Origin of the sequence: Peribacillus sp. NPDC101480 (assembly GCF_050277335.1) — a bacterium.
Classification (GTDB): Bacteria; Bacillota; Bacilli; order Bacillales; family DSM-1321; genus Peribacillus.
In genome coordinates, this window is record NZ_JBNNSB010000008.1 from 93,840 (window position 1) to 113,582 (window position 19,743).

The following is a 19,743-nucleotide window of genomic DNA, read 5'->3' on the forward strand; positions in this document are numbered from 1 at the left end:
ATAAGGATTACAGTAAAAAAACATCAAGGATACCAGCTTGGTTCGGAATAGACCATCCTGCAGTTTTCATTTTTAAAAACGTCTCATTTGATTGGAACGGAAGGTACGAGACTCCTGCGGACAAGCGTGGCCAAGGGAGACCCCGCAGGCGCGAAGCGTCGAGGAGGCTGCCGGACCGCCCGCGAAAAGCGAGTGCCTGGAGAGGAATTCAACGTCCTAGTCTTAATCATCATCCGGAATGAGATCATCCCGAACCCCCTTTTGCCGACAAACTGAGTGGAGTAATTCGCTTCTCCATTTTATTTTGTCAACCGAGTTTTTCACGCTTTTCTTCTTCATGTTCCTTCTTCACGAGGGACATGCCGCTCGCTTGATATTTGAGGATCTTTTGAATGACCGTGCCAAGATGTGCCCCAGCTTCAACAGGAGGAATCCCTCCTTTATGGATGTTGGAAATGACCATCCTCTCCGCTTCAATGGTGCCCAAACCTGGTTTATAGCATATATAAGCGCTCAATGATTCAGCACTGACCAGACCAGGCCGTTCACCGATCAACAGGACAATGACTTCAGGTCCAAGGATTTCACCGATATCATCCATCACGGCAACCCGGCCCTTTTCAATATAAAAAGGTGTACCTGTATCCAGACCTGCCACTGCCAAAGATTGTTTGAAAGATAAATAGACGTCCTCCACATTTTCTTCGATCGCCTTGGCACTTAAGCCATCGGAAATGATGATTTGAACCGTTGGGGCCTTTATGCATTTGGCTTCTAACACCCGCTTTGCTTCATCCGAAAGCTTCCTGCCATAATCCGGACGCCGTAAATAGACTTCCTTATCATCGGCCTTCGTTTTCACCTTGAATAAATCCAAGCGCTTCAAAAGAATATCACTGACTTCACCATATACAGCATCGACGGCCGCCGCATGGTCAAAACGAAATTTCAGCCAAGAATCCGTTTTCGGCCGGGTGCCTGACCTGCCTACACCTATCCGTGCTGGGGTTTTCGCTATCAAGGCATTCAAATCTTCCTTATGATTCATTCCCATTTCATCCACTCCTAATGGTTAAATATAGTTGGATCACCGGCACGCTTCGTTAATTTTCCATTCTCCATAATCTCCATCTTCTCCAGCCAAGCTTCATATAATGGGGCAGGCCGCTTATCCATCGTTTGCCTCAAAGTCGCTATATCGTGGTAACTCAAAGACTGATAGTTTAACATGCAGTCATCCCCCATCGGAGTTGCGATGATGAAATTCACACCAGCAGCCGTTAAAAGTACACCTAAGTCCTCGATATCATTTTGATCAGCCTTCATATGATTCGTATAGCAAATATCCACACCCATCGGCAGTCCATGCATTTTTCCCATGAAATGGTCTTCTAACCCGGCTCGGATGACCTGCTTGCTGTTATATAGATATTCAGGTCCGATGAATCCGACGACCGTATTGACAATGTACGGATCAAAATAGCGGGCAAATCCATAGTTCCTGGCTTCAAGCGTCACCTGATCGATTCCGAAATGCGCTTCAGCCGATAACTCGGAGCCTTGCCCCGTTTCAAAATAAAGATGCTGCGGGCCTGTGCCGGTCCCATAGGCCTTCGCGATCTCATTAGCTTCTTCGAGCAATTGTACGTTAATTCCAAAAGAGCGATTGGCCGTTTCCGTTCCGGCTATGCTTTGAAAGATCATATCAGCAGGCGCACCTTGCTGTACGGCCTTCATTTGCGTGGTCACATGCGCAAGCACACAATTTTGGGTCGGAATGTTCCATTTCTGGATGACATCCTGTGTCGCATGAAGCAGCCGCTTTACGCTTTCGACCGAATCATCTACAGGGTTGATTCCAATGAGTGCATCCCCGATTCCATAGGAGAGGCCTTCTTTTAAAGAAGCCAGCATGCCATCCACATTGTCAGTCGGGTGGTTAGGCTGAAGGCGCGAAGCAAGCGTTCCTTTGTATCCGATCGTGCTATTATTCTTGGTGAGCACTTCGATTTTATTGGCTGCATGGATAAGGTCGAGGTTCGACATCAATTTGGCTGCCGCAGCAATCATTTCACTATTCAATCCCCTGCTTAATCGCTTTAAATCCTCGCCGGTCGTGTCGTCACTCAAAATATATTCTCGCAGCTCGGCAACGCTCCAATTCTTCACAGATTGATAGATGGTTCCATTGATGAGACCATCTATGATCCGCGACACCTCATCCTCTTCCGGGGAGAGCAGGGGATAGTTCCTAATGTCCGCCAAAGTCAATTCGCTAAGCACCGCTTTCGCCGCAATCCGTTCCTGGACAGAATCTGCTGCAATTCCCGCAAGTCTATCTCCTGATTTCTCTTCATTCGCTTTGGCCAGGACTTCTTTCAACGATTTGAATTGATGGATTTCCCCAAAGTATTGAGTGGATAATTTCATCGTATGATCCTCCTTTTCCTAACTGTGAAAGGTTAGCGTTTTTACTACAACCGGAACGACTCCTGTCCGAAGCAGCCTTCCTATATCCAAATATTCACCATGCTCCACTTCTGTCTGATCAATGCAGATGACCGGCAGATCCGGTTGGTTCGCTAGAATGGTTTGACCAAGTGCCTTCCCATAATCACTATCCATGACAACGATCAGAGGCTGCTGCCGATTCGGTTTTTGCTTCAGTGCCTCGGTGAAAGCGACTGCGAGCCGGTGAATGTCCCGAAATGATTGATAAGGTAAATTCGTTAAATAAAAGGCAAAATTCAGCCCCTCCTGCAAGGCGTCGTATATTGTGATCGCATCCTGAACAGCTTGTGCCATTTTCGCGGTTACATCATCAAGCCCGCCATGAAAATCGACCCGATAGACTGGAATATTACGAACTGGCAGATGAGAATCATTCACCTCGATGGTTGCTCCGCTGATTTCAGTTGTATGTGCGCCTGCTCCAAGTACAGTTGCCCGAACCGTTTCAACGGGCTGTTCCCACTCCCATGCGGCCAATTCTTCACTTTCCTTGATAGAGGCCGCAAGCATCATGCCGATATCCCGGAAGCTTTTGTCCTCCCGTTCTTCATGATAAATGCAATCACTGACACCGCCAGAGAACATCAACACTTCTATTCGTTCTGTCCAAGATGGCCCCTTCCCGACTAATAGAAGTTCATCTTCTTTTGTGAAGGAGCCAGCCAAAAACCTCGAAAGCACCTTCGCCATTTCATTTGCGATGATTGACCCTTCACCATTCAAAGGAGAGTGCCCTTTTGATTTCAGCCATTTTCCTATTGAAGGAGCAACCTTCACCTTCGCTCCGTCCCACTCCACCAAACGGCCTCCTATATGCAGTGTGCAGGTTCCGCAAAGCATGCCTGAATGGTATACGGCAATATTCGCGGTCCCCCCGCCAATGTCTATGTTCGCTACAGTCTTTCTTGTCTTGATGGAATGTTGATAGGCACCGGATCCCTTGGCGGCAATGATTCCCTCCAAATCTGGACCGGCTGCCGCTACAAGGAATTCCCCCGCCGCTTTAGATAACCGGTACACCATTTCTTCTGCATTTTGTTTGGTTGCCGTTTCCCCAGTGATGATGACAGCCCCTGTTTGTATGTTTTCAATCGTGATTCCTGCTTTTTGGTATTCACTTTCCACCATTCTTTGAACAGCAGGTATGTCAATTACCGTCTCGGATAAAAGCGGGGTCCTGAAAATGGGACTTCGATACAGAATTTCCTTATCGGTAATTTCGATTTTTGGCACCTGTCCGCCACCCGCCACATTCCTAAGCGAGAGCTCGCTGATAATAAGTTTCGTCGTACTGGTGCCAATATCAATTCCTGCACTGATGATTCGTTCCACCTGTTCATTCATTAAAATCACACCCCAGTTTTACACCACTTGGATTTCATTGCTGTTTTCTTCTTCGTTTTTCGTTTTATATTCATTAATGCCGATAACTCCTGCTGCACGATCCTTTTCTTCTAATTCCAAAGCTTTCGGAACGGACAGCCAGTAAGCAAGACCGATTCCAATCGCTCCGGCAGATAGCTTACCGACAATGATCGGTAATATTAAGGAGGGCTGAAAGTTGGCTGTGAATGATAAATGATCGCCCAATAGGAAGGCCGCACACACAGCGAAGGAGATGTTTATGACCTTATCCTTCGGCGGCATATCTTTAACAAGCTTGAACATTGCTAATATATTGGCTACCGTGGCTAATATCCCCGCACTCCCAGCTTTACTCAACCCAATTTTCCCTCCCATCGCTTCCAAAGGCTTGCCTGCATATTTTTGAATCAGGTAAATCATTGGAAATGCACCTGCCAGCATTATCCCGATATACCCCGCCGTTTCCAGGGCACGGAACTGGTCTGCCTTATCGGCCATGATCGGATGGAAACCCCAAGCACCAAATACTTTGGAAAACAATCCCGTGAAAATTTCAACGATCGAAAACACGAGTACTAGTTTAATCGCGGCGTCCAATATTTTTCCAAACCACATGAAACCTTTGATCATCAAATCCGGCAGGAAATAAAGGCCTAACGCGAGCAAGACCACAAAAATAAGAAGAGGGGAAAGATTCAGGGCAATTTTCAAATAGCTCAACGCGAATTCGTATGTAGAATCCGCATTCGTGGAAATCACTTCGCGGATTTTCGAATTCGTTGCCACCACCAGCACGCTTGAGATAAAAGCGCCAATGGGAATCGTCAGGATTCCTGACATGACACCAAGTGCCATGTATTTATGATCACGCTTCTCCAGCATCGCAAGCCCCATTGGAATTGAGAATACAATCGTTGCCCCAGACATGAAGCCGACAATCATCGCCATGATCCATCCTTCATACGATTCCTTCAGCTCGGCCGCTAATTGGTAGCCCCCCATATCCGTCGCCAAAATCGTTGTTGCGGCGAGGGCGGGATCTGCACCGATCGCAGCGAAAACCGGGCCGCATACTGTATTGATGAACCATGATAAATAAGGGATCGAGGCCATGATTCCAGCTGCCGGGATAAATATATGGCCAACGGTATGCAAACCTTCCATGAAATGTTTCCCCAAGCCTTGCTCACTGTCTTTAATCGATGCAATAGCACCGACAACGGCACACACCATAATGATATAAATAACGAATTTACCTACCATCTCCATACATATTCCCCCTGAATTCCGATTTGATTTGGCCTATCGACTTTTAAAAAAAGGGTATAAAAAAGACGCCTCTTATAGCCCAAACTTAGGTTACCCGGCAGAAATGCCTGCCTACAACCAATTTGGTCCATCAAAGCGCCATTGCTTCATCTATTTACTTGTTTTTGATCATTTGCAATGATTCGTCGTGCCACCGTCTCCATGGAAAGCTGCTTATCCATGCTTAGCCTTCTCAGCTTATTGTAAGCGACTTCTTCCGTTACATTCTTCCTTTTCATGATGATACCTTTTGCCTTTTCAATGACTTTACGATTTGTGAGAGTTTCATCCAATTGAGCATTTCGTTCCTGATACTTCTTTGTATTGGCTGCTTGCAGCAAAGCTATCTCCACTGCCGGAATCAGATTCGCCTCCGTAATTGGCTTTACAAGATAACCTACGATATTCGCCCGCTTCGCCTCATCGATATATTCACGCTGACTGAATGCGGTTAAAAGCAGGACTGGAATCTGAAAGGTATTGGATATCACATCGCTAGCCTTGAGCCCATTCATTTTAGGCATTTTGATATCCATCAAAACGAGATCCGGCTGTAGTGCATGTGCCAATTCAATTGCCTTCTCGCCATTACGTGCATGTCCAACCACATCGAAGCCTGCATCCTTGAGCATGATCGTTATATCAAGCAGAAGTATCGATTCATCCTCCACGACCAAAATCCTCTTGACCACTTCTCCCACCTACCTCTTGTATGGAAATCTTACAGAAGCCAGGGTACCTTCTTTAATCCGATGAATCGAAAACTCCCCATCCAAATCGTTTTCCACCGTCATTCGGATGATATCCAGCCCCAAAGAAGGTTTCATAGCAGGTGTATACCCGATGCCATCATCTCTTACTTGAATTTCCAATACAGGATCATCCTTTTGCAAGCATACGGTAATCTTCCCTTCCGACCCTTCCTTGAAAGCATGCTTCACACAATTATGGATGAGCTCATTCACCACCAGCGCGACAGATATGCCAATGTCGGAATCAATGGAATGAAGCTCACCATTATATTCAATGCTTAGGCATTGACGGGCATGACCCTCCGTATGAACAATCATATCGCCTATTTTCCTAATAAGCTCCAGCAGATCCACATGTTCGACCTCACTGCTTGCCAAAATGATTTCATAAACCGACGAGATGCTTAACACCCGGTTCAGACTGACCAATAAATGGGGCTTGATTTCTTCAGGGGCCCCTATCCTCATTTGCAGCCGAAGTAAACTGGCCACTGTCTGCAAATTATTCTTCACCCTATGATGAATTTCACGAATGGCTACTGATTTGCTAATCAGCTCTCTCTCTTTATCCCGCAGTTCAGTCAGGTCCCGGATGATGATGAACGTTTCATTGGAATTCTTATTGCCCAAATGGAATTTCTTTATTTGGAAAATCTTTTTACCAATGTTCATTTCCTTCATTAAAATGTCCTCTTTTGAAGCAAGAACATCGGCAAAACCAGGAAAATATTCGAAAATGGATTCACCTAAGACACATTCCGTCATGCATATTTCCGATACTAGGTTAATGGCAGAAGGATTCGTATAGACAAGTCGATTTTGATTATTAATCAGGAAAATGGACTCCTCGATAAATTCAGGAACTAAGGAATTCTGCTGATCTTGCCTATCAAACTGATTTGAAGTTTCAGGTTCTTCATCTATCACCTTTTCCATGATCAAAACGGCGATGACCCGATTGCATTCCCCCTTGATTGGAACGACACTTTGCTGGACCATTGCTCCCTCTTGAGTCAATGCCCGATTCACGAACATGTCCTTTCCGGTACGCAATACATAAAATACGGCCGGTTCAAAAGCCTCATAGGCAAATTTTCCGACAACCGGATGATCGTAAACCGAATTCACGTAATGCCCGCATGCCTCTGCCACGACAATGGCATGCTTCCCTTCACGCACCGGACAATCAATAAACACATTCGCTTTATTCAAATTGGCTATCAACGATAAATTCGTTGATAGGTTTTCAAGAATTTGAATATCACTGTCCTGTAAAAGAGTATGCAACTCACATAAATCTCGGACAGTCATTGTCCGTTCCATAGGCAAAACTCCAATAAACGTTTATTCATGGATATTATTATTGATTATTATAGATATCGACCCTATTTTTGTCAATATTCAAAATATTCTAATGTAATGTATTCTAACATAAGATAGCGCTATTTAAATAGTATTCCCTATAAAAAAACATCCTAAATTAGCCCTTTTATCTAATTTGTATTTCTGTTCAACAAAATTTTTTCCATTTCCTAATATTTTCGAATTATTCATATTATCTAATTTATCAAATTATTTTTAGTGATTATGAACAATGACAATCCATAATCATTAAACTAATATGTAATAAATAGATACATAAGATGTCACTTAACATAACATCTGCACAAACATGCTAATAAACTAAAGATGAAGGGGGAAAAATAATGGCATTAGAAAATGATTCGAAAAAAATTCTCAGTATCGATGAAGTGACTAAATTCAAAAAAAAGAAGTTTAATATGCCTCATATTTATGTCATATTATTCGTATTTATCTTCCTTGCAGCACTCGCAACTTATTTCGTTCCTGCTGGTGTTTATGAGCGAATTCCAGGTCCTGAGGATCGATTGACGATTGATCCAAATTCCTATCGACTCGTTGAACAAACACCTATTACTCCAGTAGACTTCATGACAGCTATACCAAAAGGCTTGGTAGCTGCAGGGGAGATCGTTTTTTTCACATTCATCATCGGAGGAATATTTTCAGTACTACGGAAAACAGGACTTATTGAAATAGGAGTGGATAGATTAGCAAGGCGATTTTCGACAAAAAGCATGATGTTAATTCCTATCCTCACAGTAGTATTTGCTATTATTTGCAGTTTGATTGGAACACAGGAATTAAGTTTAGTGTATGTACCTGTCATCCTCCCCCTAATGATTGCCTTAGGATTTGATTCTATGGTTGCCGTCTCTGTAGCTTTAGTCGCAACTACCGCTGGGTTCATGACAGGCTTTCTTAACCCCATTAACACTGGGTTAGGTCAAAAAATCGCAGGTCTTCCCCTATATTCCGGTATCGAGCTAAGGATTATCGCTTTTATCATTTTTGTTACTGCAGGGATGGCTTACATTATGCGGTATGCTAAAAAGGTTAAAAATAATCCAAAGTGTAGTTTTGTATTTGATGAGGATCAAGCCAAACGGACGCTATACTTAAATAAGCCTGGATCTGAAATATATAAGGTGAATAAAAAACAGAAAATTGCATTAATTTTAACAGTCGGCTTCTTGTTCCTACTCGTATATGGCGTTTTAGCAAAAGGTTGGTTTATGTTGGAAATGGCAGGTCTCTTCATTATCATGGGAATCGTTGTCGGTTTAGTTGCCGGGTTAAACTTATCGGAAATTTGCGAAGGATTTAATGACGGATTTCGAGAAGTTTTGGTCGGTGCCATGATTGTGGGTGTTGCAAGAGCTGTCGCTGTTGTTATGGAGGATGGTCAAGTGATGGACACGATCGTTCATAGTCTAGGTAATCTTGTCGGCGACTTCCCCGCTGTATTTAGCGCTCTTGGCATGTTCATTGTACAAATGTTATGTAGTCTTTTAATTCCCTCCGGCAGCGGCCAGGCCTTAGTTACCATGCCCATCATGGCTCCATTGGCCGACATCATCGGTGTTACAAGACAAACAGCCGTGTTAGCTTTTCAGCTGGCAGACGGGATCGGTAATATATTATATCCAACATCTGGCTATTTCATGGCCACCCTTGCCTTAGCAGGAGTCGCCTGGCAAAAATGGGTTCGCTTTTACCTGCCCTTGTTTTTTATCTGGTTCATCTTATCGGGCGCTTTCTTGATCATCGCTCAAACAATTCACTGGAATGGTTAAATTCAAATTAAAGATATTACAAAATACTAAAGCAACGTTGGATTATTACGTTGCTTTAGTTGAATTACAAGCAATTAAATTAAATGAATCCGCCATTGACCCTAATCGTCTGACCCGTAACCCACTGCGCTTGTTCACTTACTAAAAACGAAACCACATTGGCAATATCATCCGTTTCACCTAAACGTCCGAAGGCATTCATTTTTTTCATCCCTTCGATTTGCTGCTCCGATTTCCCTACATTAAACAGCTCTGTGTTAACCGGTCCTGGAGCAATTGCATTGATCGTAATCCCTTTTGGGCCGAATTCTTTTGCCAAATGTCTTGTGAACTGTTCAACTGCCCCTTTTGTACCGGCATACATACTATACGAAGGAAACATCTGGCCTATTACGGAGGTTGAAATATTGACGATCCTGCCTTCCGTCTCCATATATTTCAAAGCTTGTTGGCAAGCAAAGAATGTCCCTTGGCGTTCACTGCAAACTGTTTATCAAAGTCTTCTTCCGTTGCTTCGGAAAGTGGTTTATTTATCATCAGTCCCGCATTGTTCACTAAAATATTGATTTTCCCGAACGCTTGGAGCGTTTCTTCGAAGAGATTTACAATTTGGGAAACTTGGCTAATATCTGCTTGGATAGCTACCGCATCCCCGCCGTTCTTCTTTATACCTTCAACCGCTTCATATGCCTTTTGAGAACTGCCTGAATAGTTGATCACCACTTTTGCACCCAAATCAGCAAGCTGTTCCGCTATAGCACGACCAATACCTCTTGATAAACCTGTAACCAAGGCAACTTTTCCATCCAACCGATTTTCCACTCATTTCCCTTATTTCTTTTCATGATAGGATTTAATAAACATCCTTCCAGTCTATATTTTACCACCTTACTCCCTTTACCATCTGCCTAGAGTCGCCCTTTATCTCCCATACTCATGAATTTCACCTCTTCTGGTTATAGTAAAGAAGAAAATAAACGGAGGAGGTACATTCAATGAAAAGTTCTAAGGAATTTGTTGAAAGCATTCAAGAGCAGCAAAAAAAGGAAGAAGGCAATATGCGCCGTCAAGGCAATGGGAATCCCGCTCAGAAATTACCGAATAAAAAACATTAATCAAGTCCTTCTTCAAAAAATCCCAGCCTTAAATTTCAGGCTGGGATTCTTTTCACTCCGATGCACTTTTTTTCTTCTTCATCTCTTCGATTTCTTTAGAAAATGTTTCTTCTATCTCATTTTTATTTCCATATAAAAAGAGGTTATCCCCTAATTTGATTTTATACTCATATAGCTCTTTTCTGATTTTCACTTCTCCGCTTTCAATAAATAAAATATTGATGTCGGCTCCATGTGATATGACATCATAGGCTTTGACATCGATGAACTCCGAGTCCTCATAAATATCGATCTCCATGACCACGTCTTCATCTTCTAAAAATAGGACCTCTTCTATCGGGTGTTCCCATAATTCATAATGATTGTACATTTCACTTTTCATCTTATTCGATAATCTATTATTCAGGAATGGAACTTTCACTAAAACGGTTAAAACCAGCAGTATTCCAATAATGATGCTTAACTCCATCAAGCGTAAATCATCTGTAAGCAATGTACTGATCGATGAAATGATGACAGCAAGCGAGAATGCACCAAATAAAATTAAGAACATGCTTATTTTCCTTCGAACGGGGTGATCGATAATGGATTTTGACTCGTCAGTTGTAAAACCAGTGCCCGTCAGCATGGAAATAACCTGAAATCTTGCCACTGTGCTTTTTAATCCAGTCAATTTCATCAAGGTGACCGATATTTCAATAACAAGAACAATGATTATAAAATAAAGCAGCATAAAAAGTAAATTCATCAACATGATCACTTCCTCATCTATGGTTTACCCCAATCCCTTCAAAAGAAATCGCATTCGTTGTCTTTTCAAGTCTCCACCAATATATTCACTTAATGCAAATAACTGACATGAAAACAAAAAACACAGTAAGATCCCATTGGATCTTACTGTGTTTTATTCCTTTATTCTAATCGGATTCCTATTTCCGTTCTAATCTTGCTTTTCAGGGGAAACCCGATTTCTCAAATGGTCTTCAGCAGCAATTTTTTTAACAGCGGTGTAAATTGCTCTGGCAATTCAGCTACACTCGGAATCATTAGGCGTTCTTTGCCATAGATGTTTTTCATCGTCATCTCTTCACTTTCATCGATGCCTCCATCGGCTAAAAACAGGCCGATGACTTCGATGCCTTTTTTTCTGGCTTCCGAAACAGCAAGATGTGTATCGACAATGCCATTTTGATCATAATCGGCAGCTGCCGGCTCACCATCGGAAAACACGAGCAAGAAACGGTTTTTTTCGCGTCTTTTTTCCAATTCCATTGCGGCAACCCTGATACTGTATCCGTCCCGGTTATCTTCCTCAGGTTCAAGCTGCATGATTTTAGCTCCTGAGTTTAGATAAAGAGAATCAGAATGGGATTGAATCACATGGAAGTAGTTTGGCTGATATCCTTCTCTCACTTCATTTGCATCTTCCCAAAAGCCTACTATCGAGTGGGGGATCCTTAATTTCTTCAGTACTTCATGAAACAGGACCACCCCTCGTTTCGTTTCATCCATCTTGTTATGCATGGATGCCGAGCAATCGATAAGCAATGTGAATACGGCATCCATTTCATTTGAATCCTGGTTCTTTTTATAAAAAACCCGAGGATTCTCTTCAAATACAAGCGGCAGTAATTTCTTTGATAAACGGCCAAAAACCAAATCTTTTCTAGGTGCGTTCTTTTTATTTTCCAGTGTTTTTTCAATTGTACTGGAGAGTTTTCTCTTAAACGGTTCGATATCCGCAACAAACTCACGGTAGCGCTTCTCTTCCGTAAGTGTTGGTACTTTTGCTTCCTTGATTACCTGAACCACGTCTTTATTTTCTTCACCAAATGGATGTTCACCGCTTTTGCCCATATTGGTTTGTTTCTTCTCCAGCGTTTCTTGCTGATTGTATTCCTTTTGTTGACTTTCACCTGATGAACCCTGGATCGAAGCCAGTGCTTGGTCGGCATCTTCCGCTTCCCGGGCACCTCCGCCCATCAGGCTTGTTTTCGTTCCCTGCTCCAATTCAAATTGGAGAAACGTCGAATTACTCTCGCCGTTCTTGTTCTCCCGATGCCAAGTCGAAAATTTTTCATCAATGAACTCACTTTTTTCTTCGTCTGCATCATCTGTATCATCGTTCAACAGTTCATCATTTCTAGTCAGTTCATCAAATAAGGTATTTGCTTTATACTTTTCCACACTTGCAATGGGGAAAATGAAATATTCATTCATCGTATCCTCGTATCCATCATTGACACGGAAAACGATTTGCTCGCAAATCCTTGTGATATCACTGGTTTTAGTGGCTTCAAAGACCGAATGGATGAACGGTTTGAGCTTCTCCAGTTCTTCCAGCTGCCTTTCATTGGCTCTTGGAAAAATCGGATCCGGCCTGTCAGATTGAAGCAGTAAATATATGAGGCAGTATAATTCATCCAGTGCAAAACTTCTTGTGACATTCGTCGCCAATTGGCTTTCGAAATATTGTTTAAGGTAAGCCCCCCTTACCGAAAACCATTTTTTCGTGCCTGGCCTTTCTTTCTTCACCAATTCTTCCAATCGCAAATCTTCCAGCAAAGCGAATAATTGGGCTGCAAACTTCGGAAGTGAACTTTCCCCGATGCTGTCCTGGTACTCCTTCATGCTCTGGATTGTCGTATGATGCAGCGTGCCTATCGTTCTAAGGAGCACGTCCGTTTTCAATCCCGCTTCCTTCACTTCCTTATTGCCATTTTCCCAAAAATGGCTAGCTGTGACCTTATTCTCGATCAGATCAATGAAGGAGCCATAATTGTATTCGAATTCCAGCTCAGGAATGCCGGATAAAACAGTCGAGAGATCCTGAAGCTGTAAAAAAAGAGCCGTATCTATTATTGAATCATTGAACCGGATATACTTCATGAGGCATTCTCCTAGTTAGAATAATGTGTCAGCCAAGTTCTTCACGAACTCACGCTCCCGTTCCTCGTCCAACTTATCCACAATGGAACGAAGAATCGCCCGTTTCGCCGGGATCAACACACTCAGATCGCAAGCATCAAGCAAAGCCCTGATCGATGCCGCATCTTCAGCCACCTTCCCTTGATTCACGGCATTTATCAAATCACTCGACAGTTTAACGAATAAATCAATACTTTTTGGGTCCTCCAGCTTTGTATTGGTTTCTATCAATTGCTTTAACTGCTCCCCTTCAATATAAGGAACTTCAATGACGACAAACCTATTTTTTAGCGCTTCATTCAGCGGCACTGTTCCGACATACCCTTCGTTGATTGCAGCAATCACATTAAAGCCTTCTTTTGCCGTTATGACTTCATTCGTGAACGGATTCGTTATCGTCCTTCTGTAATCAAGCACGCCATTGATAAGCGGCAGAGTTTCCGGTTTTGCCATGTTGATTTCATCTATATATAGGAAGTGACCGTGATTCATCGAATTGGTCACTGGTCCAGGTACGAATTCTATCACTTGTTTTTCCTCTTTGTAAGCCAGCGTCTTGAAGCCCAATAAGCTTTCTGCATCCAAGTCGACTGAGCAGTTGACGCTGAACATCGGCTGGTTGAATAAGTTCGATAATGTCTCGGCAAACTTTGTCTTTCCAGCCCCTGTCGGACCCTTCAAAAGGATATTCTTTCCCATGCTCAAGGCCGTGATGGCATCCACCATCAACTCCATCTCGGGAGGCAGATATCCGCCGCTCCTGATCAATTCCTCAAATTGAGCAGGATTCTTTTTGCTTGCTTGTAATATATTTGCTATTTCTATTGGTAGTCGATTGATCATTATGTTCCTACACCCCTTTCTGAACATTTTAAGGCTCTTTCCCATTAAAAACAAACACTAAGAAAAGGAGCTGTCATCAAGACAGCTCCCAAACTGTGGATAAACTCGGAATAAAACGAGTTTCCCCTGTAGTTTTTCATTCTGAAATTCGCTCCCTTACTCCGATACCAAGACTCATCAAAGCAAATTGCGTGTCACAGATTTCTTCAATCCAATAAGAGTTTCATAAAACAATAAAAAACCATAGAACTAGTTCGCTGCAGTTTTTTATGTAAAAGACGTTCCTTCCTGATTTCTGAAATCCGCTCCCTTTCCGCGGATGCCCAGCCTCATCAAAATAGGGGCGGGGTAAGACCATTCCGAACCCACTTTTGTAGACAAACCAAGGAGCTGTCAGCAAGACAGCTCCTTTCAAGAATCGATGTTAGTGAATGATATCCCTTAATAGGCTTCCTTAGGGTCGCCTTTCAATAGGTATACCATGTAGCCCAATACACCGCCGATGATGGCAGGAATTATCCATCCCACCCCTACACTATATAGTGGAAGGTATTGAGTGAAAAGGTCCGAAACGGCATCCATTTTAATGCCTGATGCCACTATTCCATCCATTATGCTGATGATGGCCGTTAATAATAAGCTTCCTAAATATACCTCCGATTTCCCTTTGAATAAGGAATGGAAGAACGTTAGGACAATCAAAACGATCGCCACGGGATAAAGCGCCGTTAACACAGGCACTGTAATGGAAATGAGCTTTGTCAAACCTACATTGGCAACAGCCGCACTGAAAACGGAGAAGATGACGACATATGATTTATACGATACAGCAGGCAGTATTTTATTGAAATACGTAGCACAAGCCGTTATCAAACCGATGCTTGTCGTCAGGCAAGCAGCGATCACAATCAACCCTAACAACACGGCACCAGCCGGTCCGAAAAAATGATTCGAGGCTTGAGCCAAAACGTCTCCGCCATTACCCAGTTGACCGAGTTTTTCCACACTTGTTGCCCCGACATAAGTTATGGACGCATAAACGATCACCAACAAGGTGGCAGCAATTAAGCCGGCTTTCAAACAGAAGCCTAACACTTCTTTTCTTGATGTTATCCCTCTATCTTTGATCGCGTTGATGACGATGATCCCAAATGCAAATCCGGCCAGCGTATCCATGGTCAAATATCCTTCTTTAAACCCCTTGAAGAAAGAATTATCTGAATAATCAGCCGCTGGTGACTGGATTTCACCCATTGGGTTAATAATGGCGACCACAATGAGAATCCCGATGAAAATCAATAATAAAGGTGTTAATATTTTTCCGACGATATCGAGCATTTTTGATGGATTGATGGATAACAAACAGGCAATTCCAAAGTATATGATCGTGAATATCAGCAATGGTAAAAAACCGACATCATTAGATAGGAAAGGTTTAATCCCTATTTCGTAGGACACACTCCCCGTTCTTGGAAGCGCGAAAAGCGGTCCCAAAGATAAATAAAGAACGACTGTGAAAATGATGCCGAATAACGGGTGTGCCCTGCTTGCAAGCGATTGAACATCATTTTTCCCCGAAAAACCAAATGCCAATATTGTAATGAATGGCAATCCAACACCAGTAATGATGAACCCTAAACTGGCCGACCACAAATTGGTCCCCGCGGATTGACCGAGCATGGCAGGGAAAATTAAGTTTCCTGCTCCAAAAAATAAAGCAAAAAGCATTAATCCTGTTACAATGACAAAAGATAGCGGTGCTTTCTGTGACATATAGAGCCCTCCATTGATTTGATTATCTTAACGAAGAAAAGTTGTCCATCAATTTCCGGTAAAAAGTGACATGAACTTCGAACCATTCTACTTATCTGTTAAAATGGACCTTCATGAAACTATGAATCATCCATAACTCTTCTTACTATAAAATTCGGCGGAACGTTTGTCAAAGCTATTTCATTCATTATTCGGAAAAATCTTTCTTTTCTTACTTCTTTCCAAGAAAACGAGAGAGGCATTTAGATTCAACAGGAAATTTGAGTAAAAAGTACCGCAATTTATTTTGCAGGAAAAATGTTTTAATATTTAACCAAACTATAAAAAACAAGAATATAGGAGGTAAACATGAATACTGAAAAAGAAAAGATGGTGAGCGGGAAACCTTACATGGCCGCTGATCCGGAATTAATCACAGATAGGGAAAATGCCAGAAAGTTGACCCGGTTATACAATCAGACAACGGAAAGTGAAGGGGACGAACGAACTGCACTGCTGAAACAGCTTTTAGGTTCCACTGGGCTAAATGTATATATTGAACCCACTTTCCGTTGTGACTATGGATACAACATTTCTGTCGGGGAAAACTTTTATGCTAATTTTGATTGTGTCATTTTGGATGTTTGTGAAGTGAAAATTGGCAGGGACTGCATGTTGGCTCCCGGAGTGCATATCTATACAGCCACACATCCGCTGGATCCCTTTGAACGCAGTTCTGGAGTGGAATACGGAAAGCCGGTTACGATAGGGGATCATGTATGGATTGGCGGAAGGGCCATCATCAATCCCGGCGTTACAATAGGGAGTCATTCCGTCGTCGCTTCAGGGGCCGTCGTAACAAAGGATGTTCCTGAAGGCGTTGTTGTCGGTGGAAACCCAGCGAAGGTCATCAAGCATATTGAAGGAATTAAATAAGCAGAGCCCACTCCCCCTGAGTGGCTCTGCCTCCTTTTTTTCGTTAAATTTTCTTCAATGCTTCCGCGATTGCAATATCGCCAGAGATTAAATCAAAAGAACGCTTGTAGGTATTTTCTTCAGTCAATGACGCAAGAATCGTTCGAGCCACATCTTCACGGGCAATCGAACCTCTTTCCAATTCCTCGGCAGCTGTCACTTTTCCCGTTCCCGTTTCATTCACCAGACCGCCAGGCCGAATGATCGTATAATTTAAATCGCTTTGTAACAATGCCCTATCCGCATAGTGCTTTGCCACATAATACGGTTTGATCGCTTCATTCCAGTTTTCGCGATTATTGGCCTGAAAAGCACTCACCATGATGAATCGGTCGATTCCCAAGCTTTCTGCCGCTTCAATCGTTTTAACTGCACCATCCAGATCAATCAACAGCGTTTGATCAGCACCGGTGCTTCCTCCGGACCCTGCTGTGAACACGACGGCATCACAGCCTTTTGCCGCATTCGCAATCTCATCCACTGATCCAGTTAAACTGACGACCGCAGATTCAATTCCACTTCTCTCTAAATGCTTACTTTGCTCTTCTTTGCGAACCATCGCCCGTACACTATGATCCCGGCTATCTTTTAATAAATCTACAAGCTGTTTACCGATCTGCCCGTTTGCCCCAACTACGAATACTTTCATAAAGGTCAGCTCCCATAATGGTTAGTTTGGTTTCCATTAAAATTATTTCATGGACTCAGAGCATTATCAAACAATCAGCCCGCCGATTCTGCTTTAACATTGGAAAAAGTTTGGCAACCACCCTTATATATTTTATAATAAGAACAATACGTGTTCTTCGGAAACACAAAGGGGAGGTGTAAAGATGGCAATAAGAATGTTAATGCCACCTTCTGCAGCGTCTCATGCAAAGCCTAGTATTGGAGGCGATACTTTGCATGGGGTTGAATTAAGCTAAACTTAATCGCCCGCCTTATCATTTCTAATATTCGGCTTTGCACCTTATTTCATTCTTAATAAAGAATAAGGGGCTGGCAGAAATGAAATATGTAAAAGCGACGGCCGTTTTACCTGAAAAGCTGATCGTTGAAATTCAAAAGTATGTGCAAGGTGAAACCATATATATCCCTAAACCCGAAAAGGCCCATCACAAATGGGGAACCCGTTCGGGATCAAGGGAATTGATCGATGACCGGAATGCTTCTATAAAATATGCATTCAAGGACGGGCATACCATCCATCAATTAGCAGAGGAACATTTTCTCTCCGCGGAAACCATCAAGAAAATCGTATATTCTAAATAAGGATTACACGGGTAGCACTGATAATGATATCAGTGCTATTTGTATGCAGAGTATGTTTCTTAGCCGTTTTCCCCCTTTTAAAGCAGATGCAATTTATGTAAAGTAAAGAGAAACGGTAACACTTGCAGAAACAGGAGTGAAGAAAATGGAACCTTTTATCAGGAGCGAGCAGTATAACTTCATAAAATCCCAAACACAAATTCTCATAAATGGACACGCGACTGCCAACGATAAGGATGTGATCAACACCCTGAAAACAGTCGCCAAAGAAAGAGTATTAAGCTTATTCAGTGACTTGAACGAAGAGCAAAAACAACTGCTGGACCCAGTGGATACCATCAAGGATCCCGCACAAGCCGAAGCCTTTCTCTTACAGGTGAAGCCATTTGTGATCCCATTTAAAGAAGTAACCGAAAAAACGATAAAAAAACTATTTCCTAAAGCAAAGAAATTAAAAACCCCTTTGTTGGAAAACATCGATTTGAGAGAGATTTCATACCTAGGATGGGATGATGTCGGATCCGGAAAGAAATTCATCATTGCCCCCCATCATCATAAACTCACCGGATTGCATGGAACCATTCAGCCTGCCAACAAAAAAGGGATCTGTGCCATATGCAGCCGCTTTGAAGAAGTAGGGATGTTCATGTCTGAAACAAAAGGAACCGTCCAAGGTACATTCATTAAAAAAGGGAATTACATTTGCCTGGACAGTATGAAATGCAACCAGAACATAAGCAATTTGGATAAAATGACCGACCTCATCGAGCGGCTGAAATAATACTGAAAAGCAATCCTTCAATGGCGAAGGATTGCTTTTTGTCCTTGTTAAAAAATTCTCATTTTGTCCTGCCTATGGAACTCTAGTATAATGGAAGCGATACATGAAAGAAGGAATGATATATTGAAAAGCAAAATGAATAAGTTGTTTGAAGATCAAAAAAACATTCATGTGCTGTATTCCTATAATGAAATGGAACATTACCTTAACCAGGTTTTAAGTTATATCCAAGATGGCATCATGGCGGGAGATTACGTCATTCTTGTTGAAAATGACCGTATTTACCCCATTATTCAAAAAGAGCTGAGCACTCGGTTAACGGAAGATCAAATGGAGTTCCTTCATTTTGTGAACAACTTCGATTTCTATTGTTCAAGCGGCAGTTATCATCCTCCTGCAATCGAAGAATACTTTAATAAAATGGTACAGCCCTATGTGGAAAATAAAATCTCTTTCCGATCATGGGCACATGTGGAATGGGCAACCCTGGAAGAGCCGCTGCACATCATAGAGGAATTTGAGAGAACAGTAGATGAAGCTGTAAATCTACTGTCGTTTCCATTAATTTGTGCGTATAAAGGTGACAGGATGCCAGACTACCTTAAAACCATATTGTTGGAAACACATCCTTATGTCCTAAAAGACGATGAAATCATCATCTGTGAACAATACTTGCCACCTAGTTTGAAATAATAATACACAACACGCTTAGGAATCTCCTAAGCGTGTTGTTTCCGTACATTATTGAAAATTTTTGGGTTAGTTACTCTTTGGGTTTTGTGCTTTACATGTGAGTTTCGGCGCTTTACTCGTGAATTCGTGGCATTTACTCGTGAGTTTCGGCGTTTTACTCGTGAATTCGGCGTTTTACTCGTGAATTCGGCGCTTTTACTCGTGAATTCGGCGCTTTTACTCGTGAATTCGGCGCTTTTACTCGTGAATTCGGCGCTTTTACTCGTGAATTCGGCGCTTTTACTCGTGAG

The 19,743-nt window shown here is 42.5% G+C and carries 16 protein-coding genes and 2 pseudogenes; 6 read left to right on the forward strand and 12 right to left on the reverse strand.

Annotated features, from left to right (window positions below):
• Positions 1-307: 307 nt before the first annotated feature.
• From eutC to ACQKMF_RS22895, 6 genes and pseudogenes are all read right to left on the reverse strand, one after another.
• A pseudogene (eutC, locus tag ACQKMF_RS22870) lies at positions 308-1,036 on the reverse strand (ethanolamine ammonia-lyase subunit EutC); the annotation flags it as partial.
• A 29-nt stretch (positions 1,037-1,065) separates the two neighbouring features.
• A complete protein-coding gene (locus tag ACQKMF_RS22875; protein ID WP_101225534.1) occupies positions 1,066-2,430 on the reverse strand; it encodes an ethanolamine ammonia-lyase subunit EutB in 1,365 nt (454 codons plus the stop codon).
• Between the two features lie 18 nt (positions 2,431-2,448).
• Positions 2,449-3,855: an ethanolamine ammonia-lyase reactivating factor EutA gene (locus ACQKMF_RS22880; RefSeq protein WP_427575109.1), complete on the reverse strand. Its 1,407-nt coding sequence runs from the start codon at positions 3,853-3,855 to the stop codon at positions 2,449-2,451.
• Between the two features lie 18 nt (positions 3,856-3,873).
• Positions 3,874-5,145, reverse strand: coding sequence for an ethanolamine utilization protein EutH (gene eutH, locus ACQKMF_RS22885; protein ID WP_427575111.1), 1,272 nt, complete (start codon positions 5,143-5,145; stop codon positions 3,874-3,876).
• Between the two features lie 146 nt (positions 5,146-5,291).
• Positions 5,292-5,876, reverse strand: a complete 585-nt coding sequence (locus ACQKMF_RS22890) for an ANTAR domain-containing response regulator (RefSeq protein WP_230178460.1) — start codon at positions 5,874-5,876, stop codon at positions 5,292-5,294.
• A 9-nt stretch (positions 5,877-5,885) separates the two neighbouring features.
• A complete protein-coding gene (locus ACQKMF_RS22895) occupies positions 5,886-7,259 on the reverse strand; it encodes a sensor histidine kinase (RefSeq protein ID WP_402944989.1) in 1,374 nt (457 codons plus the stop codon).
• Positions 7,260-7,642: 383 nt separating this feature from the next.
• Here ACQKMF_RS22895 and ACQKMF_RS22900 point away from each other — a divergent pair, with 383 nt between their 5' ends.
• Positions 7,643-9,094, forward strand: a complete 1,452-nt coding sequence (locus ACQKMF_RS22900; RefSeq protein ID WP_289351191.1) for a YfcC family protein — start codon at positions 7,643-7,645, stop codon at positions 9,092-9,094.
• A gap of 79 nt (positions 9,095-9,173) precedes the next feature.
• On the opposite strand, the pseudogene ACQKMF_RS22905 reads toward ACQKMF_RS22900, so the two are convergent.
• Positions 9,174-9,916 (reverse strand): annotated as a pseudogene (locus tag ACQKMF_RS22905) (SDR family oxidoreductase).
• Between the two features lie 173 nt (positions 9,917-10,089).
• On the opposite strand from ACQKMF_RS22905, the gene ACQKMF_RS22910 reads away from it, so the two are divergent.
• A complete protein-coding gene (locus ACQKMF_RS22910) occupies positions 10,090-10,209 on the forward strand; it encodes a DUF4023 family protein (protein ID WP_048686276.1) in 120 nt (39 codons plus the stop codon).
• A 52-nt stretch (positions 10,210-10,261) separates the two neighbouring features.
• On the opposite strand, the gene ACQKMF_RS22915 is transcribed toward ACQKMF_RS22910, so the two are convergent.
• The 4 genes from ACQKMF_RS22915 to brnQ form a co-directional block, all read right to left on the reverse strand.
• Positions 10,262-10,963: a hypothetical protein gene (locus tag ACQKMF_RS22915; protein ID WP_232783026.1), complete on the reverse strand. Its 702-nt coding sequence runs from the start codon at positions 10,961-10,963 to the stop codon at positions 10,262-10,264.
• Positions 10,964-11,181: 218 nt separating this feature from the next.
• Positions 11,182-13,098, reverse strand: coding sequence for a vWA domain-containing protein (locus tag ACQKMF_RS22920; protein WP_402944993.1), 1,917 nt, complete (start codon positions 13,096-13,098; stop codon positions 11,182-11,184).
• Between the two features lie 15 nt (positions 13,099-13,113).
• Positions 13,114-13,980: an ATP-binding protein gene (locus ACQKMF_RS22925; protein WP_260359125.1), complete on the reverse strand. Its 867-nt coding sequence runs from the start codon at positions 13,978-13,980 to the stop codon at positions 13,114-13,116.
• Positions 13,981-14,421: 441 nt separating this feature from the next.
• Positions 14,422-15,753, reverse strand: coding sequence for a branched-chain amino acid transport system II carrier protein (gene brnQ, locus ACQKMF_RS22930; RefSeq protein WP_101225540.1), 1,332 nt, complete (start codon positions 15,751-15,753; stop codon positions 14,422-14,424).
• 348 nt (positions 15,754-16,101) lie between these two features.
• Between brnQ and ACQKMF_RS22935 the strand changes: the two genes are divergently transcribed.
• Positions 16,102-16,668: a sugar O-acetyltransferase gene (locus ACQKMF_RS22935; RefSeq protein WP_230178468.1), complete on the forward strand. Its 567-nt coding sequence runs from the start codon at positions 16,102-16,104 to the stop codon at positions 16,666-16,668.
• Between the two features lie 43 nt (positions 16,669-16,711).
• On the opposite strand, the gene ACQKMF_RS22940 is transcribed toward ACQKMF_RS22935, so the two are convergent.
• The gene (locus ACQKMF_RS22940) at positions 16,712-17,356 is read right to left on the reverse strand and encodes an SDR family oxidoreductase (protein WP_427575116.1); all 645 of its coding nucleotides are present in this window, start codon (positions 17,354-17,356) and stop codon (positions 16,712-16,714) included.
• A gap of 359 nt (positions 17,357-17,715) precedes the next feature.
• Between ACQKMF_RS22940 and ACQKMF_RS22945 the strand changes: the two genes are divergently transcribed.
• The 3 genes from ACQKMF_RS22945 to ACQKMF_RS22955 all read left to right on the forward strand — a co-directional run bounded on the left by ACQKMF_RS22945 (position 17,716) and on the right by ACQKMF_RS22955 (position 19,453).
• The gene (locus tag ACQKMF_RS22945) at positions 17,716-17,979 is read left to right on the forward strand and encodes a CD3324 family protein (RefSeq protein ID WP_101225543.1); all 264 of its coding nucleotides are present in this window, start codon (positions 17,716-17,718) and stop codon (positions 17,977-17,979) included.
• 145 nt (positions 17,980-18,124) lie between these two features.
• Complete coding sequence (locus ACQKMF_RS22950) at positions 18,125-18,760, forward strand: FusB/FusC family EF-G-binding protein (protein ID WP_427575118.1); 636 nt, start codon at positions 18,125-18,127, stop codon at positions 18,758-18,760.
• A 123-nt stretch (positions 18,761-18,883) separates the two neighbouring features.
• On the forward strand, positions 18,884-19,453 hold the full coding sequence (locus tag ACQKMF_RS22955) for an MEDS domain-containing protein (RefSeq protein WP_427575120.1): 570 nt from the start codon (positions 18,884-18,886) through the stop codon (positions 19,451-19,453).
• Positions 19,454-19,743 lie beyond the last annotated feature (290 nt).

What these genes read in the sequence shown, in the direction of transcription:
- ACQKMF_RS22875 (WP_101225534.1), bottom strand. Translation starts at nt 2,430, where the DNA reads ATGAAATTATCCACTCAATACTTTGGGGAAATCCATCAATTCAAATCG.
- ACQKMF_RS22880 (WP_427575109.1), bottom strand. Translation starts at nt 3,855, where the DNA reads ATGAATGAACAGGTGGAACGAATCATCAGTGCAGGAATTGATATTGGC.
- eutH (WP_427575111.1), bottom strand. Translation starts at nt 5,145, where the DNA reads ATGGAGATGGTAGGTAAATTCGTTATTTATATCATTATGGTGTGTGCC.
- ACQKMF_RS22895 (WP_402944989.1), bottom strand. Translation starts at nt 7,259, where the DNA reads ATGGAACGGACAATGACTGTCCGAGATTTATGTGAGTTGCATACTCTT.
- ACQKMF_RS22900 (WP_289351191.1), top strand. Translation starts at nt 7,643, where the DNA reads ATGGCATTAGAAAATGATTCGAAAAAAATTCTCAGTATCGATGAAGTG.
- ACQKMF_RS22910 (WP_048686276.1), top strand. Translation starts at nt 10,090, where the DNA reads ATGAAAAGTTCTAAGGAATTTGTTGAAAGCATTCAAGAGCAGCAAAAA.
- ACQKMF_RS22915 (WP_232783026.1), bottom strand. Translation starts at nt 10,963, where the DNA reads ATGTTGATGAATTTACTTTTTATGCTGCTTTATTTTATAATCATTGTT.
- ACQKMF_RS22920 (WP_402944993.1), bottom strand. Translation starts at nt 13,098, where the DNA reads ATGAAGTATATCCGGTTCAATGATTCAATAATAGATACGGCTCTTTTT.
- ACQKMF_RS22925 (WP_260359125.1), bottom strand. Translation starts at nt 13,980, where the DNA reads ATGATCAATCGACTACCAATAGAAATAGCAAATATATTACAAGCAAGC.
- brnQ (WP_101225540.1), bottom strand. Translation starts at nt 15,753, where the DNA reads ATGTCACAGAAAGCACCGCTATCTTTTGTCATTGTAACAGGATTAATG.
- ACQKMF_RS22935 (WP_230178468.1), top strand. Translation starts at nt 16,102, where the DNA reads ATGAATACTGAAAAAGAAAAGATGGTGAGCGGGAAACCTTACATGGCC.
- ACQKMF_RS22940 (WP_427575116.1), bottom strand. Translation starts at nt 17,356, where the DNA reads ATGAAAGTATTCGTAGTTGGGGCAAACGGGCAGATCGGTAAACAGCTT.
- ACQKMF_RS22945 (WP_101225543.1), top strand. Translation starts at nt 17,716, where the DNA reads ATGAAATATGTAAAAGCGACGGCCGTTTTACCTGAAAAGCTGATCGTT.
- ACQKMF_RS22950 (WP_427575118.1), top strand. Translation starts at nt 18,125, where the DNA reads ATGGAACCTTTTATCAGGAGCGAGCAGTATAACTTCATAAAATCCCAA.